This window comes from Sinorhizobium prairiense (assembly GCF_029201645.2).
GTDB classification, from domain to species: domain Bacteria; phylum Pseudomonadota; class Alphaproteobacteria; order Rhizobiales; family Rhizobiaceae; genus Sinorhizobium; species Sinorhizobium meliloti_A.
In genome coordinates this window covers 315314-332093 of the sequence record NZ_CP104131.1, presented here as the reverse complement: position 1 = coordinate 332093, position 16780 = coordinate 315314, and the positions used below count along the sequence as shown (strand labels likewise).

The window sequence follows — 16780 nt, the reverse complement described above, 5'->3', positions numbered from 1 at the left end:
GAACGGGCGTGCAACTCTCGTGACAAGAGCGGGGGTCTCCATGAACGACATGCTGAAAACGACGCCGGATTTCACGATCGAGGAAGCGCAAGCCCTCCTCGCGCAGCACTTCGCCCTGGATGGGTCACTTCAGCCGCTGGACAGCGAGCGGGACCAGAACTTCAAGGTCAATACCGGTGATGGCCGCTGCTACATTCTGAAGATCGTCAACGGCGCCGAACCGGAAATCGAAAGCGACTTCCAGACAGCGCTGCTGAAGCACGCCGGCGAAAATGCAGGAGACCTGCCGGTTCCGCATTTGCAACCGACACTGTCCGGCGAGAACCTCGCGACGACCACGAGACGCGGGATCGTCCATCGATTGCGGCTGGTCACCTGGGTTCCGGGAACTCCGCTCGCACAGTCCGATCGGAGCGATGGGGCACTTCACTCCCTCGGCCGGATGCTCGGCCGCTTCGATGCCTCGCTTAAAGGCTTCATGCATGCGGGCGCCCTGCGCGATCTCGACTGGGACATCCGCAATGCCGGACGTTCTGCCGGACGGCTCGCATATGTGGCCGATCTCCAGGATCGTGCTCTTCTCCAGCGCTTTCTCGACCGCTTCGACGAGCGGGTCGCCCCGCGGCTCCCGATGCTGCGCTCCGCCGTCATCCACAACGACGCAAACGACTGGAACGTCCTCATCGATGAAGACGACCACGACCGCATTTCCGGCATCATCGACTTTGGCGACGCCCTCTACGCGCCCGTCATCGCCGAAGTCGCGATCGCCGCCGCCTATGCCGGCCTCGACCACCCCGATCCGATCGGCGCTGCGGCTGCGATCGCCAACGGCTACCATGCCGAATACCCACTCCTCGAAGAAGAAGTCGATCTCCTCTTCGACCTGATTGCGATGCGGCTGGTCACCTCGGTGACGATCTCCGCATCACGCCGGGCGCATACCGCCGACAACCCTTATCTCGCGATCAGCGAAAGGCCGGCCTGGGCGCTGCTGCGCAAACTCGATGCGATGAACCCGCGTTTCTCAACGGCGATCCTGAGAAAGGCCTGCGGTTTCGAGACAGTCGCCGGAGCCCGCGCCGTCGCCTCCTGGATCGTCGGAAATCGCAAGAGCCTCCTGCCGCTTCTCGATCGTCCAGCCGCGGCCTATCCGGCCGCGCTCGTCCCCTACGGCGATCCGACGGATCCGATGACCGTCAGTTCGGCGGCCGGCCGGCCGCATGACGCGCAATCGGTCTGGGAAGAGCAATGCCGCTGGGCCGGCGTCGAGCTCGGCATCGGCCCCTGGGGTGAGGCCCGCACCGTCTATTCGGGCGAGATGTTCGTCTCCCGCATGATCGAAGAGACGCGCCGCACGCGCCATCTGGGTCTTGATCTCTTCATGGCGGCGGGCACCAAGGTCCATACGCCGCTTGCAGCCACCGTCGCGAGCGTCGAGATCGAGAAGGATCCGCTCGGATACGGTTGCCTTATCGCTCTGCGCCATGAACCGGACGGCTGCCCGCCTTTGCTGACGCTATGGGGCCATCTTGCCCATGAGGCCGTCAGCCGGCTGAAGGCCGGCGACAGGCTGGAGGCGGGAGCGCTTGTCGGTGAAATGGGCGCTCCGGAAGAAAACGGCGGCTGGGCGCCGCATCTGCATCTGCAGATCTCCACCGACACAAGTCTCGCAGCGACGGACATCCTCGGCGTCGGCGAGGAGCGCTACCTCGACGTCTGGGCGGAGCTCTTCCCCGACGCGAGCACATTTGCCGGCATCGCGCCGGAATTCTACGACCGGAGCGGCCGCCCCCACGAGGACATCATCAGGCAACGGAAAGAGCTGCTGCTGCCGAACCTGTCGATCTCCTACGAGAAGCCGATCAAGTTCGTGCGCGGCGAAGGCGTCTGGCTGATCGACGATCGCGGCCGCGCCTATCTCGACTGCTTCAACAATGTCTGCCACATCGGCCACGCCCATCCGGCCGTGGTGGACGCATTGGCCCGGCAGGCAGGGACGCTCAACACCAACACGCGCTACCTGCACGACAACATCGTCGCCTATGCCGAGCGGCTGACGGCCACGATGCCGAAGGAACTCGCCGTCGCCGCCTTCGCCAACAGCGGCTCCGAAGCCAACAGTCTCGCCCTGCGCCTGATGCGCGCGCACACGGGCAAAGAAAACGCCGTCGTGTTGGACTGGGCCTATCACGGTACGACGCAGGAGCTGATCGATCTCAGCGCATACAAGTTCCGCCGCAAGGGCGGAAAGGGCCAGAAGCCGCATGTTCACGTGGCGGCCGTTCCGGACAGTTACCACGCGCCGGCCGCCTGGCCGCTGGAGGAACACGGCAGGCGCTTCGCCGAAAACGTGGCCGAGCTGATCGCGGCGATGCGCGCCCGAGGCGAAGCGCCGGGCTTCTTCCTCGCCGAATCCGTTCCGAGCGTCGCAGGCCAGGTGTTTCTGCCGGATGGCTACCTCAAGGAGGTCTACCGCATGATTCGGGAGGCCGGCGGCGTCTGCATCGCCGACGAGGTGCAGGTCGGCTTCGGCCGGGTCGGCAGCCATTGGTGGGCCTTCGAGACGCAAGGCGTCGTTCCTGATATCGTCACCATGGGCAAGCCGATCGGCAATGGTCATCCACTCGCCGCGGTCGTCACGACGCGTGAGATCGCGGCCTCGTTCGACAACGGCATGGAGTATTTCAACACCTTCGGCGGCAACCCGGTGTCCTGCGCCGTCGGTCTCGCCGTGCTCGACGTCATCGAAGGCGAGGACCTGCGCCGCAATGCGCTCGATATCGGCAATCATCTTCTCGCCGCCTTCCGGACCATGCAGGAGCGCTACGAGGTCATCGGCGACGTTCGCGGCCTCGGCCTGTTCCTCGGCATCGAGCTCGTCAGCGACCGCAGTACCAGGGCGCCGGCGACGGAGATCGCCCGGGCCGTCGCGAACGGAGCCCGCCAGCGCGGCGTACTGATGGGCACTGAGGGCCCACATGACAACGTCCTGAAAATGCGACCGCCTATGATCTTTTCGAGGCGCGACGCGGATCACCTGATCGCCGTGCTCGAGGAAACATTCGAGGCCGTGCTGGCGCGAGCCGGATAATTACAAGGTAGAGGCATTACCGAAGAACCAGACCACTCCGGGCGCGACGCGCGTCCTGGAGCTCAATGATTGCGTCTTATAACGGAGGAGAACAGGACGATGAAAACCGGCATTTTGGCACTCTTTGCGACGGCGTTTCTTGCCGGCACGACGGCGCAGGCCGCAACCCTCGACGTCGTCAAGCAGCGCGGCGAGCTGCGTTGCGGCGTGAGCCAGGGCGTGCTCGGCTTCTCAGCCCCGGACGATAAGGGCGAGTGGTCCGGCTTCGACATCGATTTCTGCCGCGCGGTCGCGGCCGCCACCCTCGGCAGCCCGGAGAAGGTGAAATATGTGCCGCTTTCGACCAAGGAGCGCTTCACCGCGCTCCAGTCCGGCGAGGTCGACCTGCTTTCGCGCCAGACCACCTGGACGCTTTCGCGCGACACGGATCTGGGCATGAGCTTCGTCGGCGTGAACTATTATGACGGCCAGGCCTTCATGGTGCGCAGCGATATCGGCGTGAAGAGCGTCAAGGAGCTCTCGGGCGCCTCCGTCTGCACGGAGACCGGCACCACGACCGAACAGAACATGGCGGATTATTTCAGCGCCAACAGGATCGAGTATCAGGTGATCGCCTTCGAAAAGGCGGACCAGACGATCCAGGCCTTCAATTCCGGCCGCTGCGACGTCTATTCCACCGATGCCTCCGCGCTCTATTCGCAGCGGCTGACGCTCAATGATCCTGACCGCTTCGTCGTCCTGCCGGAGGTCATTTCCAAGGAGCCGCTCGGCCCCGCCGTCCGCCAGGGCGACGATCAATGGTTCAAGGTCGTTCGCTGGACGCTCTTCGCGATGATCGAGGCAGAGGAGCTGGGCATCACCCGGGACAATGCCGCTTCGCTCCTCGAAAGCGGAACCGCCGCACAAAAGCGCTTCCTCGGCATCGACAACGAAGCCGGAAAGGCGCTCGGGCTCGATCCGAAATGGGCCTACCAGACGGTGGCTGCGGTCGGCAATTACGGTGAGATCTTCGAGCGTCACCTCGGCAAGGAGAGCGCACTCAGGATCGATCGCGGCCTCAACAGGCTCTGGAACCACGGCGGCCTGATCTACGCGCCGCCGGTCCGCTGACCTACTGCATGCTTCCTTCGATCGCAGCCGATTGAAGGACAACGACATGCAGCGGATCAAAGCAGGCGCCGCAGGCAATTCCGGCGGCGCCTTTCTCCTACCATCCCTCTTCGAGCACCCTGGCCAGCATATCGGCGAAGAAATCGGCGCTCTCCCGGGCGAGGCAAAGCGGCGGCTTGATCTTCAGGACGTTCAGATGGTCTCCGGTCGGCTGCATGACGATGCCGAGATCGAGAAGGCGGTCGCAGATCGCCGCGGTTTCCTCGGTGGCCGGTTCGAGCGTTTCGCGGTCGCGGACGAATTCGACGCCCAGGTAAAGCCCCATGCCGTGAACGGCGCCGACGAGAGGAAACCGGTCCCCAAGCGCCTCGAGCCGACTCTTGAGATGGGTGCCCACCGCGCGGGCATTTTCCTGCAGGGCGTCGTCGTGAAGAATGTCGAGGACGGTCAAGCCGACGACGGAACTCACGGGGCTGCCGCCGGCGGAAGAGAAGAAATAGCCTTCCTTCTCCAGCGCATCGGCAATCTCGCGCCGCGTGATGACCGCGCCCAGCGGATGGCCGTTGCCCATGCCCTTGGCGACGGTGATGATATCGGGCACGACGCCCTGTTGCTCGAAACCCCAGAAATGATGACCGAGCCGCCCGTAGCCGACCTGCACCTCGTCGGCGATGCAGACGCCGCTCCTCTCCCGGACCATGGCATAGACCGCTTCCAGATAGCCGGAAGGCAACGGAATGCCGCCGGCATTGCCGTAGACCGGTTCTGAGATGAAGCCGGCGAGATTCCCGCCTTTCTCGTCCAATTCCGCGAGCTTTCGAGACACGGCGTCGACATAGTCGCCCGTCGAACCCTCCCCGCGGAACGGGCCTCGATAGGTGTTCGGCGAGACGACGGGATGGACCCAGTCCGGACGCGTCGTCAGCGCCTGCGGATTGTCAGCGATCGAGGTGGAAACCGCGTCGCTCGCGACCGTCCAGCCGTGATAGGCCTCCAGCAGCGAGATCATGTTGCGCGCTCCGGAATGGGCCCAGGCGAGCCGGATGGCGAGATCGTTCGCCTCGGATCCGCTGTTGACGAGAAAAACAGTGTCGAGACCTTCCGGCGCGAGCGCCGCAAGCCGCTCGGAAAACTCCGTCACGGCAGCATAGTGGAACCGCGAATTGGTGTTGAGCAGCGACCATTGCCGCCCGACCGCAGCCGACAGGCGCGGATGCCCGTGGCCGACGAGCGTGACGTTGTTGACCATATCGAGGTAAGCGCGCCCCTCGACGTCGAAGAGATGCTCCTTCCAGCCGCGCTCGATCTGCGGCGGCGTGCGGTAATAGTTCTTCTGCGGCCGGGCATAGTGCCGGCGGCGGCGCTCGAGAAGCCCGGCCGCGTCCGGCAAGGCCGCGTCGCAATCGAAGCCCAGGATCGGTGCGGGCGACGGGCACAGCCGGCGCCATGCCTCCGCCTGATGTGACGCAGCGAAGGCGGGCGGGTCCACCTCCGGCGTCGTGCAAAGCTGGACGCGCATGAACCCCAGGGCCGACGGATCGCCGGGGACCACGCCGATCCGTGCTCCCGCCTCGAACGCGTCTTCGGCGAGGTCTGCTGCCTCCACGCCGTAAAGATGGAGATGGAGACCTTCGCCCGAGAAGATCAGCTTGCCGCCGCGCTGGTGGAGCCGGCCGGCAAAAGGCGCGTGCACGGCAGTCTGCCCATGCAGGCATAAATCCACGTGCAGGGCGAATGTCCGGGGGCGCTTGCCTGCAGGAGCCTGGTTTCCGTCAGCCGGTACTCGCCATAGCGCGTGGCCGCGGCACCGGCCGCGCGCGCCGCCGATTGCAGGAGCAGGGCTTCGGTGTCCTCATAATGCCAGCGATCGGCAGGAAGGTGCGGGCCGAGCGAGGAAAGATCTACGATGCCTATTTCCGAAGGGTCGAGCTCGGGCAGCAGCCGACCGCCCATCTCGGGCGGAGAAAGCTGCGGAGCCCTCTCCACGGCCTCTCCGATCGCATGCTCCATGAGTTCGAGAGGCACGGAAACGGCAACGTCGAAGATTTCCCGCTCATGCGCGGCATTGCCTTCGACATAGGCATTTTCCGGATCGACCTCGAGCTGCTGCGCCGTGCTCGCCACGAGAACGCAGGCACGCGCGACGATCAACGGCCACAGCGCCTTCAATTCGGCATCCGTCAAAGGGCAGACGGCATGGAACGCCTTCACCGCCGGCAGGATATGGAAGGGGTCTCCGTCCGAGTGATGCAGCAGCGATGCGCAGGTAACGGCAAGATCGGCGACCACCCATCCTTTCAGCACGTCGCCGAAATCGATGACACCGTCGGGGATGAGGCGCCCGCTCCAGTTCGCGCGGCTCACGACATTGTCGTCGGTGACGTCCTGATGGATCGCCTGCAGGCGCAGCTCCGGCATCAGCGGCTGAACCCTGCGCATGGCGCCGACCATCGCCTCGGCAATGCGCTGGCGCAGATCGATGTCGCTCATGGCCGAAAGCAGGTGAAGCGCGACCGGCCCCGCCCTTCTGAGGTCCCATTGCAGCTCCCGCTCGAGCCCCGGGTGATCGAAATCCCTGAGTGCGACGGCCAACCGACCTGCAAGATCGCCAAGTGCCGCCACGGTTTCCACGGCCAGGTGCCTGCGGCGCGTCAGAGGCGTGCCGTCGAGATAGGTGAGCAACCGGAACTGATAGGTTTCCTCGCGAACGGATGCGGCAACGATTTCCTCGCCGCTCAAAGCGGACATCACTTCGGGAGCTTTGGGAGCGTCGGGCCTTGTGGCGACATGCCGCAAAGCGGCATTCTGGGCTTCGATCTCGGCCCGCGCATATTCGGCACGCGCGATCTTGAGGACGAAACGTCCCTCGCTTGTGTCGACGCGGTAGTTGCGGTCCTGCTGGCTGCCGAGTTCCGTAAGATCGCCGGAAAGGCCGTAATGTTGAGCCAGGATCGCCTGCGCCTCTTCGATCGACACGTCCGGTCTCGCAAGCTGCGTGCGGCGCTTCAGCAATTCGTCTTCCATCATTTCCTTCCCGTCTCTGCGAAGGTGTCCTTCTTACTGCGAAACACCTTCAAGACGATAGCGCGTACCCGGATAGGTGAGCCACGCGACCGTCACATTCGCAGCTTCCGACCAGGTCCGTCGACGGATCATCAGGCACGGTTCGCCGCGGCCGATCGAAAGGAGCTTGCATTCCCACGGCTTCGGCAGAACGGCTTCGACGATCTGCTCCGTCCGCGTGATCGGCGCCACCAACGTCAGATAGACGTTCGGGGTCATGCTGGTGAAATCCTGTTCCAGGTAATTGGGGCAGATTGCAGGATTGACGAAACGGTCCTCGATCTGGATCGGAACGTCGTCCTCCGCGTGGACGATGATCGAGTGAAAGACCCGCGCGTTCGTCGCAAGCCCGAGCGCCTCTGCGACCCCGGTGCTTGCCTGCTCCTCCTCGAGGAGCGTGATCCGCGAGGTATGCCTGTGGCCGCGCTCGCGAATCTCGTCGGCGATATTGCGCACCTCGAGAAGGGCCGTGCTGCCCTTGTGGGCAGCCACGAAGGACCCTACCCCCTGGACCCGCGTGATCGCACCCTCGCTCGCCAGTTCGCGAAGTGCGCGATTGGCGGTCATCCGGCTGACTCCGAGATCGGCGACGATATCGTTTTCGGACGGTATGCGATGGTGCGGCGGCCAATCGCCGCTTTCAATGCGGCTGCGGATGAACTGCTTGACCGCTTCATAGCGCGGTACCGGCCCGTCGTCGAAAACCGCCCTGTCGCTCTTACGACCCGATACCGCCATGCGATGCTCCGTTGCGGCCGGGCGCCGCCGGCCCGGCAAATCAGCGATTGTTTTCCTTTATTTCCAGCTTGCGCGCCACAAGAAAATATCTATAGTTCCATATACAACCACGCACAGGAACGGCGCTCATGACAGCTTTGTCCGCTCATCGACTGTTTGCCGAACAGGCGCTGCTGCCGACCGGTTGGTCCAAGGACGTCGCGATCTCCGTCGACCCCGCGGGACGCATTCTCGCGGTGGAAGCAGGGCAATCGAAGGCACCGGGCGACGAGCATCTGTCCGGACCCGTCGTGCCGGCGATGGCGAACCTGCATTCCCACGCCTTCCAGCGTGCGATGGCCGGCCTTGCGGAAGTGGCCGGAACAGGCGACGACAGCTTCTGGACCTGGCGCGAGGAGATGTATCGCACCGTCGGTCTGGTCGACCCGGACGATCTCGAGGCAATCGCCGCCAAGCTCTATGTGGAAATGCTGAAAGGCGGCTTCGGCCGTGTCGTCGAATTCCACTACCTTCACCATCAGCTCGACGGCACGCCTTACGCGGACCCGGCGGAAATGTCGCTGCGGATACTAAGAGCCGCGCAGACGAGCGGTATCGCCCTCACCCATCTGCCGGTCTTCTACGCCCATGCCAATTTCGGCGGAGCTGCGCCGAGCGCGGGGCAGCGTCCCTTCCTGCACGATCCCGACCGCTTCCTCGCGCTGCTCGATCGTCTCTCGCCCGCTTGCAATGCGACAGGCGCGAGGCTTGGCTATGCGATCCATTCGCTGCGGGCGGCGACGCCGGAGGAAATGCGCGCGATCCTGGAATCATCTCCCTCAGCGGCCCCATCCACATCCATGTCGCCGAGCAGCCCCGCGAAGTGGAGGATTGCCTGGCCTGGAGCGGCCGGCGCCCGGTCGAATGGCTTCTCGACAACATGCCGGTGGACGAGCGCTGGTGCGCGATCCACGCGACGCACATGACGCCCGACGAGACGAACCGGCTCGCCCGGTCGGGAGCGGTCGCCGGCCTTTGCCCCGCGACCGAGGCCAATCTCGGCGACGGAATTTTTCCCGCGGTCGATTTTCTTGCGGCAGGCGGACGTTTCGGGGTCGGAACCGACAGCCATGTCGCGACGAGCGTCGCGGAAGAGCTTCGGCTCCTCGAATACGGGCAGCGCCTGCGCGACCGCAGGCGCAACCGGCTCGCCGCGCCCGGCGCCTCCGTCGGCAGGACAATCTTCGATGCGGCTCTTGCCGGCGGCGCCCAAGCGGCCGGACATGCCGCCGGAATGGAAGAGCCGGGCATCCGCGTCGGCGCGATGGCCGACCTCGTCGTTCTCGACGGATCCAATCCCTATATCGCCGCGGCAAGCGGCAACCAGATTCTCGACCGCTGGCTCTTCGCACTCGGCGGGGATACGGTTCGCGACGTCATGATCGCTGGCGAATGGAAGATCCGCGACGGACGGCATGACCGGGAGGAAGACATCGATCGCGCCTTCGCGTGCGTTCTGAACAAGCTCAAATAGCCATCGAATCGCGACTAAAAAAAGGGGGAATGCGCATGTCGATCAGCACAATGAGACTCACCTTCGCTGCCGCCGGCCTGATGCTGGCGGCTTCCGCCAGTGGGGCCAATGCTTCCTATTGCGGCGACGGCAAGACCGTGACCTTCGCCGGCATCGACTGGGAAAGCGGCGCCTTCATCACCGAGGTCATGAAGACGATCCTTGCCAAGGGATACGACTGCCAGGTCGACTCGATCCCCGGCAATTCCGTGACTCTCGAACAGGCAACCGCCAACAACGACGTGCAGATTTTCGCCGAGGAATGGCTCGGCCGTTCGGACGTCTGGAACAAGGCGGTCGAAGAAAAGAAGGTGGTGGCCGTCGGCAAGACCTTCGTAGGTGCCAGCGAAGGCTGGTTCGTGCCTGACTATGTCGTCCACGGCGATCCCGCTCGCAATATCGAAGCCAAGGCGCCGGATCTGAAAAGCGTATCACAGCTTACCGATCCGAAGATCGCCGAGATTTTCGCCGATCCGGAGGAGCCATCCAAAGGCCGGTTCCTCAACTGCCCCTCCGGTTGGACCTGCGAGGGCGTGAGCACCGCCAAGCTCGAGGCCTACAAGCTCGATGAGGCCTATGTGAACTTCCGGCCGGGGACGGGAACGGCGCTGGATGCGGCGATCACCTCCGCCTATCTCCAGGGTGAGCCTATCCTCTTCTATTACTGGTCGCCTACCGCGATCATGGGGAAATTCAAGCTGATCCAGCTCGAAGAGCCGGCCTATAACGAAGCCTGCTGGAAAGAACTGAGCAGCGCCAACGGCAAACGTGACGAAGGCTGCGCCTTCCCTTCCGTCGACGTGGCCTATGGCGTGAACAGCACCTTCGCTTCGGAAGCGCCGGAAATCGTCGAGATTCTGGAAAAGGCAACATTCCCGCTCGAGGAGGTCAACGCCAGCCTCGCCTATATGGCCGACAACAAGGTCGACGCCACGGCGGCTGCCGCCGAATTCCTGAAAACCAAGGGCGACGTCTGGAGCAAGTGGGTCTCGGAAGAGGCGCGCGGCAAGATCGAAGCCGGTCTCAAGTAAAAGCGGCCTTCCGGGCCGGCAATCGCCAGCGCCCCGCCACCAGGCGGGGCGCGTTGCGATGGTAGGGAAAGGGCTGCTTCCCCGGGCCAGGAGGGTCTTGGCTTCGCGCCGCCGCCCTGAACAAGGAACGATATCCGATGTTTCCGGACTCTCTCAATCTCTCGATCCGCGCGCCGGTGAACGATTTCATCCAGGCGCTCGTCACCAATTACGGCTGGGTTTTCAAGGCGATCAGCGCCGTCATCCTGAAGGCCGTTCTGTTCATTGAATGGATCCTGCGCGGCCTGCCCTGGTGGCTCGTCGTTCTCGCCTTCATGGCGCTTGCCTGGCGGAGTTCGCGGCGCTGGTCGCTGACGCTGGCGGTGGGCGCGTTGCTGGTTGCCGTCGGCGTCCTCGGACTCTGGGACCTGACGATGCAGACGCTCGCGCTGATGCTGATGGCGACCATCGTCTCGGTAGTGATCGGCGTGCCCATGGGGATTCTCGTCGCGAAGAGCCGCGCCGTCCGCAACATCACTCTCCCGGTGCTCGATGTCATGCAGACCATGCCGAGCTTCGTCTATCTCATCCCGGCGCTGATGCTCTTCGGGCTCGGCAAGGTGCCCGCTATCCTCGCGACCATCATCTACGCCGTCCCGCCGCTGATCCGGCTCACCGATCTCGGCATCCGCCAGGTCGACGCGGAAGTCGTCGAAGCTGCGACGGCGTTCGGCGGCAGTCCGCGACAGATCCTCTTCGGCGTCGAACTGCCCCTTGCGACGCCGACGATCATGGCCGGCCTCAACCAGACGATCATGATGGCGCTGTCGATGGTCGTCGTCGCCTCGATGATCGGCGCGCGCGGCCTCGGCGAACAGGTGCTGAACGGTATTCAGACGCTCGACGTCGGCAAGGGCCTCGAGGCCGGCATCGGCATCGTCATTCTCGCGATCGTGCTCGACCGCATCACGCAAGGCTTCGGCAAGCCCCGGACGGAGGACGCCCGCAATGGCTGATATAGAGATCCGGAACGTCTACAAGATATTCGGGCATGACGCCAAGAAGGCGCTCGCCATGCTCAAGGACGGCCTCGATAAGGCCGATATCCTGGCGAGGTCCGGCTGCAGCGTGGGCCTCAACGATGTCAGCCTGAAGATCGGCGCCGGAAAGATCTTCGTGATCATGGGGCTTTCCGGATCGGGCAAGTCGACGCTGGTGCGCCACCTCAACCGGCTGATCGAACCGACGAGCGGCGAGGTCCTTTTCGACGGCGACAACATCCTCGACCTGGGTGCGAAGGCGCTGCGTGCCTTTCGCATGCGGCGCGTCAGCATGGTCTTTCAGAGCTTTGCCCTGATGCCGCACCGGACCGTGCTCCAGAATGTCGTCTACGGCCAGCGCGTGCGCGGCGTGTCGAAGGACGATGCCCGCGAAATCGGCATGAAATGGATCGAAACGGTTGGCCTGTCCGGCTACGACGCGAAATTTCCCCATCAGCTCTCGGGCGGCATGAAGCAGCGCGTCGGCCTTGCACGAGCGCTCGCCGCCGACACCGATGTGATCCTGATGGATGAGGCTTTCAGTGCCCTCGACCCGCTGATCCGCGGCGACATGCAGGACCAATTGCTGCAACTCCAGCAGAATCTTGCAAAGACCATCGTCTTCATCACCCATGATCTCGACGAGGCCCTGCGCATCGGGTCGGAGATCGCGATCCTGAAGGACGGTCAGGTCGTTCAGGTCGGCACACCGGGCGACATCCTCGACAACCCTGCCAACGACTATGTTGCCCGGTTCGTCCAGCGCCGGCACGAAAGGCCGCAGACCCATGGGTGAGATGATTTCGATCGATGGGCCGCTTACCTGGCGCGAGATCGCTTCGATCGCCGAGGGCGCCCGCCTCGACCTGTCGGAGCCCGCGCGCCGGCGGATCGCCCATGCCCGCCGGATCGTCGACGCATTGGTGGACCGCGGCATCCGTGGCTACGGCATCAATACCGGCGTCGGCGCCCTTTGCGATGTCGTCATCAGCCGTGAGAACCAGCAGGCGCTTTCGCGCAACATCATCCTGAGCCACGCTTGCGGCGTCGGAGATCCGCTGGGTCGAGTGGAAGCACGGGCCGTCATGGCAGCACAGATAGCCAACTTCGCCCACGGCTATTCCGGCGTGCGGATCGAGACGATCGAAACACTCTTGGCGCTGCTCAACGCCGACATCATCCCTCTCATTCCGTCGCGTGGTTCGGTTGGATATCTGACCCACGCCGCCGCGATCGGCCTCGTACTGATCGGTCACGGCTCGGCCATGCACGGGACTGAAAGACTGAGCGGCGGCGATGCCCTCGCCCGTCTGGGGCTTGCGCCGTTGCGGCTCGAAGCGAAAGAAGGTCTCAGCCTCGTCAACGGAACCCCATGCGCCACCGGTCTGGCGGCGCTGGCGCTCGCACGCACGGAAACGCTCTTCGCCTGGGCGGATGCAGCCGCGGCGATGACTTACGAAAACCTCGGCAGCCAGGCCAATGCCTTTGCCGAATTGCCCTTGGCTCTGCGCCGATCCCCTGGCCTGAACGCAGTCGGCGAAAGCCTGCGCGACTGGCTGGCGGACAGCCCGATGCTGGCAGGCACTGCCGGCACCCGCACCCAGGATCCGCTGAGTCTCAGGGCCGTGCCGCAGGTGCATGGCGCCGCCCGCGACGCCTTCGTCCAGGTAGCCGAAATCGTCGATCGCGAACTTGCAAGCGTTACCGACAACCCGGCCGTTGCCGGTGCGCCGGAGGCACCCGAGGTGCATTCGCAGGCCCATGCCGTCGGTGCCGCGCTCGGCCTCGCAATGGACAGCCTCGCCGTCGCGGTGGCGGAGGTCGCAGCGATGTCCGAGCGCCGCATCGACCGGCTGGTGAACCCTCTGGTGAGCGGTTTGCCTGCCTTCCTCGCCGGCGACAGCGGCGTTTGCTCGGGTTTCATGATCGCGCAGTACACGGCTGCCGCGCTCATGGCGGAGAACCGGCGGCTCGCAGCGCCGGCCAGCCTCGACGGCGGCATCACCTCCGCGCTTCAGGAAGATATGCTCACCCACGCGACACCGGCGGCCTGGAAAGCGCTCTCGATCGTCGACAATCTCGAGCGGATCCTGGCGATCGAACTGCTTGCGTCCGCTCAGGCCTATGAGCTGCAGCCGCAGGGACCGGGCAAGGCGCAACGCACTGCTGCCCTTTACGGGCGCATACGCTCGGCGATTCCCGCCTATCGCGACGATCGCCCGATGAACGAAGACTTCGACCGGATGCGGCTGTTGATGCGAGCCGCGCCGTCGAAGGCCAGCCTGTAACCCCGCTCTGAACGGGAAGGGAGGAGACGACATGACGCACATCACCACCGAGGCAGGGGGCTCGCGCGGCGGCGCAGCCTTGCGGCTCATTCTTTTCAGCCTCATCGGCATATTTCTGTTCTTCGTGCCGGTCGAAATCGCCGGCAAGTCGACGATCCTGCTCGACCATGCGGCAACGGCCATATCGACCCATGCACGGCCGGTGGCGATCGGCTTCGTATTGCTGCTGATGGCGTACGGCGCCTTCGGACCCATCGTGAAGGGGACCTGGCGCAAGACGACGACCGATGCCGTCTTTTCGGTCCTGCGCGTCCTCGGACTGGTCCTTGCCGGCCTTTATCTCGCCGGCATAGGGCCTGCGATCTTCTTCGCGCCCGACATGCTGCCCTTCCTCTTCGACAAGCTGGTGCTGTCGGTCGGGCTGATCGTACCCATCGGCGCTTTGGCACTCGCCTTTCTGATCGGCTACGGCCTTCTCGAATTCACCGGCGTGCTCGTCCAGCCCGTGATGCGGCCGATCTGGCGTACGCCGGGCTGGTCCGCCATCGACGCCGTCGCTTCCTTCGTCGGCAGCTACTCCCTTGCGCTCCTCATCACCGACCGCGTGTTCCGCGAAGGCAAGTACACGGTGCGCGAAGCGGCGATCATCGCGACAGGCTTTTCCACCGTGTCCGCCACGTTCATGATCATCGTGGCGAAGACGCTGGGACTCATGGATATCTGGAATTTCTACTTCTGGACGACGCTCGTCGTCACGTTCATCGTTTCTGCGATCACCGCCCGGATCTGGCCGCTTTCCAGACTTGCGCACGAGGGCGATCGGGACCAGCCGTTGCCCCCGGGGCGCAGCCGCCTGAGCGTCGCCGTCGAAACCGGCCTTGAGCAGGCGGCAATCGCCAAGAGCCTGCCGACGCTGCTGCGCGAAAGCTTCTTCGACGGACTGCGCATGGCGGCGATGATCCTGCCAAGCATCATGGCAGTCGGGCTCATCGGGCTTCTCGCCGCCAAGTTCACGCCGATCTTCGACATTCTCGGCCTGACGCTCTACCCCTTCACCTGGCTCGCGCAGTTCGGCCAGCCGATGCAGGCGGCAAAGGCGCTCGCCTCCGGTCTCGCCGAGATGTTCCTGCCCGCTATCCTGCTTAAGGAGGCCGTGCCCGAGGTGAAGTTCCTGGCCGCGGTGGTATCGGTCAGCCAGGTTCTGTTCCTGTCTGCCTCGGTCCCTTGCATGCTGGCGACCTCGATCCCGCTCAGCTTTCGCGATCTTCTCGTGATCTGGTATATTCGCGTCGTATTGAGCATACTGGTGACGGCGCCGATCATTTGGATCGGAACGTCGATGGGATGGCTCGGCTGACGATGATGCGAATTCTGCGCTCGAGCGAGTACAGGCATATGCCGTGGAAGAACGGCGGCGGAGAGACGGTGGAAATCGCCGTCTCTCCGGACCGTGCCACCATTGCCGATTTCGACTGGCGCATAAGCATGGCGACCGTCGCCACCAATGGCGCCTTCTCGATCTTTCCTGGGATCGACCGCACGCTGTCGATCCTGGAGGGTAGCGGGATGACGCTCGCGATCGAGGGCCGGCAACCGAAACTGCTGACCGCCTCGGACGCCCCCTCACCTTTCCTGCCGATCTGCCGACATCCGCGACCCTCGCGGATGGCCCGGTCACCGATCTCAATGTGATGACACGCCGCCAGGCATTGAAACACCGCGTGCGCAGGATTCATGTCGAGGGCTCGCAGCCGGTGGCTACGAGCGCCCGCGATCTCGTTCTCTTCTGTCATCGCGGCAGCGTTGCGCTCGTGACCGAAGGCGTTTCCGCAACCCTGCACGGGCTCGACGCGGCGGTTCTCGTCCAGCCGGCCACGCTCACGCTCTCGGCCGACATCGCATCGGAAGTTTTCCTGATCGAGATCGGCCCGGCCTGAACGCCGCGCCATCATCCCGTTGTTGTCTCGTCCGGAAACAGGGAGGCACGCCGTTTCAGCGCATGCCGAAGAGCAGCAGAATGCCGCCGACAACCATGAGCACGACGCCCAGCCAGTTGCGCAGCGGGCTCAGAAAGCGCAGCCCTTGCCCGCGCGGCTCAAGCGTCTGCTTGGGATTGCCTTGCGGCGGCTGGCTCAGCCGCCGCCGCCCGAGCGCCTCCCATGCCATGTAGAGAAGCCCGCTGATAAAAAGAACTGCACCGGTGAGAGTTGCCCACACGTGCGCCTCCTGCGGCTGCTGCTGCGTGTATCGCTGTTTCGACGGAACAGCGAACGATTAGACGGCGATGGAAACGCGGAGATGTCAGCGCATGCGCGTCTGAGGACGCACGATGTTCATCTGAAGCTCGTGGCTGGATGCAAATCGCCCGAGAACCCTGATCAGGCGGCGTTCCTCGGCCTTGTGGATGCCGGTGCGCCTGCAATACTCCGCCACATCCCAGACATGCCTGGCCTGGGATTTGTCGAGCTTTCCAATTTCTGCGTGTTTCATCCTGCGCCTCCCAACTGCGTTGGTACTAACGCCGGACGGGCACAAATGGTTCCGCGTCGCGTCAAGTCCGGCGGACGCTCCCGGGGCCGGAACCTTTGCGCGCGGCTGCGGTTTCGACCATGACCGACCGGAGGTGATGTCATGACCCGAACCTGGGAGCGACTGGCGCTCATCGGCGCCGCCGTCATCATAATCGCCAGTGCGATTTTCTACGTCTATGTCGACCGCTTCCCCTCGACCAATTCCACCAGGATCGAGGACACCAAGGTCAATGCCGACGGCGTCGAAACCATCGACGAAAATCCGCCGAGCGCCACGGGCGACAAGGATAACCCTTCGTGAGCCCTTCCCCTCGCGCGGGCTCGAATAGCACGCGCTCGCGCGGCCCAAACGGA

At 64.2% G+C, this 16780-nt stretch carries 11 protein-coding genes and 3 pseudogenes; 10 read left to right on the top strand and 4 right to left on the bottom strand.

The window, feature by feature from the left end; translation table 11 throughout:
- Positions 1 to 40: 40 nt before the first annotated feature.
- Both N0Q91_RS04210 and N0Q91_RS04205 read left to right on the top strand, forming a co-directional pair.
- The gene (locus tag N0Q91_RS04210; protein WP_275597396.1) at positions 41 to 3094 is read left to right on the top strand and encodes an aminotransferase class III-fold pyridoxal phosphate-dependent enzyme; all 3054 of its coding nucleotides are present in this window, start codon (positions 41 to 43) and stop codon (positions 3092 to 3094) included.
- Positions 3095 to 3193: 99 nt separating this feature from the next.
- Positions 3194 to 4204, top strand: coding sequence for an amino acid ABC transporter substrate-binding protein (locus N0Q91_RS04205; protein WP_275597395.1), 1011 nt, complete (start codon positions 3194 to 3196; stop codon positions 4202 to 4204).
- Positions 4205 to 4301: 97 nt separating this feature from the next.
- Here N0Q91_RS04205 and N0Q91_RS04200 read toward each other — a convergent pair.
- Together N0Q91_RS04200 and hutC are read right to left on the bottom strand one after the other, a co-directional pair.
- Positions 4302 to 7231: pseudogene (locus tag N0Q91_RS04200) on the bottom strand (aminotransferase).
- A gap of 30 nt (positions 7232 to 7261) precedes the next feature.
- Positions 7262 to 8005, bottom strand: a complete 744-nt coding sequence (gene hutC / locus N0Q91_RS04195) for a histidine utilization transcriptional repressor HutC (RefSeq protein ID WP_018096882.1) — start codon at positions 8003 to 8005, stop codon at positions 7262 to 7264.
- A 128-nt stretch (positions 8006 to 8133) separates the two neighbouring features.
- Between hutC and hutF the strand changes: the two are divergent.
- The 7 genes and pseudogenes from hutF (at position 8134) to N0Q91_RS04160 (ending at position 15832) form a co-directional block, all read left to right on the top strand.
- Positions 8134 to 9518 (top strand): annotated as a pseudogene (hutF, locus tag N0Q91_RS04190) (formimidoylglutamate deiminase).
- Positions 9519 to 9553: 35 nt separating this feature from the next.
- Positions 9554 to 10588, top strand: coding sequence for an ABC transporter substrate-binding protein (locus tag N0Q91_RS04185; RefSeq protein ID WP_018096880.1), 1035 nt, complete (start codon positions 9554 to 9556; stop codon positions 10586 to 10588).
- 137 nt (positions 10589 to 10725) lie between these two features.
- Positions 10726 to 11583: an ABC transporter permease gene (locus N0Q91_RS04180; RefSeq protein WP_275597394.1), complete on the top strand. Its 858-nt coding sequence runs from the start codon at positions 10726 to 10728 to the stop codon at positions 11581 to 11583.
- Positions 11576 to 12403 (top strand): quaternary amine ABC transporter ATP-binding protein, encoded by an 828-nt coding sequence (locus N0Q91_RS04175; protein WP_275597393.1) that lies wholly within the window; start codon positions 11576 to 11578, stop codon positions 12401 to 12403. Before N0Q91_RS04180 ends, N0Q91_RS04175 begins: the two co-directional genes overlap by 8 nt.
- Positions 12396 to 13895 (top strand): HAL/PAL/TAL family ammonia-lyase, encoded by a 1500-nt coding sequence (locus N0Q91_RS04170; RefSeq protein ID WP_275597392.1) that lies wholly within the window; start codon positions 12396 to 12398, stop codon positions 13893 to 13895. Before N0Q91_RS04175 ends, N0Q91_RS04170 begins: the two co-directional genes overlap by 8 nt.
- Positions 13896 to 13926: 31 nt before the next feature.
- Positions 13927 to 15252 carry a YjiH family protein gene (locus tag N0Q91_RS04165; RefSeq protein ID WP_275597391.1) on the top strand — a complete coding sequence of 442 codons (1326 nt, stop codon included), beginning with the start codon at positions 13927 to 13929 and terminating at the stop codon, positions 15250 to 15252.
- Positions 15240 to 15832 (top strand): annotated as a pseudogene (locus N0Q91_RS04160) (HutD/Ves family protein). Before N0Q91_RS04165 ends, N0Q91_RS04160 begins: the two are co-directional and overlap by 13 nt.
- Positions 15833 to 15887: 55 nt before the next feature.
- Here the strand turns inward: N0Q91_RS04160 and N0Q91_RS04155 are convergent.
- Together N0Q91_RS04155 and N0Q91_RS04150 are read right to left on the bottom strand one after the other, a co-directional pair.
- Positions 15888 to 16112 (bottom strand): membrane protein, encoded by a 225-nt coding sequence (locus N0Q91_RS04155; RefSeq protein WP_018096874.1) that lies wholly within the window; start codon positions 16110 to 16112, stop codon positions 15888 to 15890.
- 84 nt (positions 16113 to 16196) lie between these two features.
- Positions 16197 to 16385: a hypothetical protein gene (locus N0Q91_RS04150; protein ID WP_018096873.1), complete on the bottom strand. Its 189-nt coding sequence runs from the start codon at positions 16383 to 16385 to the stop codon at positions 16197 to 16199.
- Between the two features lie 141 nt (positions 16386 to 16526).
- Here N0Q91_RS04150 and N0Q91_RS04145 point away from each other — a divergent pair, with 141 nt between their 5' ends.
- Complete coding sequence (locus N0Q91_RS04145; RefSeq protein ID WP_275597390.1) at positions 16527 to 16727, top strand: hypothetical protein; 201 nt, start codon at positions 16527 to 16529, stop codon at positions 16725 to 16727.
- The last annotated feature ends 53 nt before the right edge of the window (positions 16728 to 16780 follow it).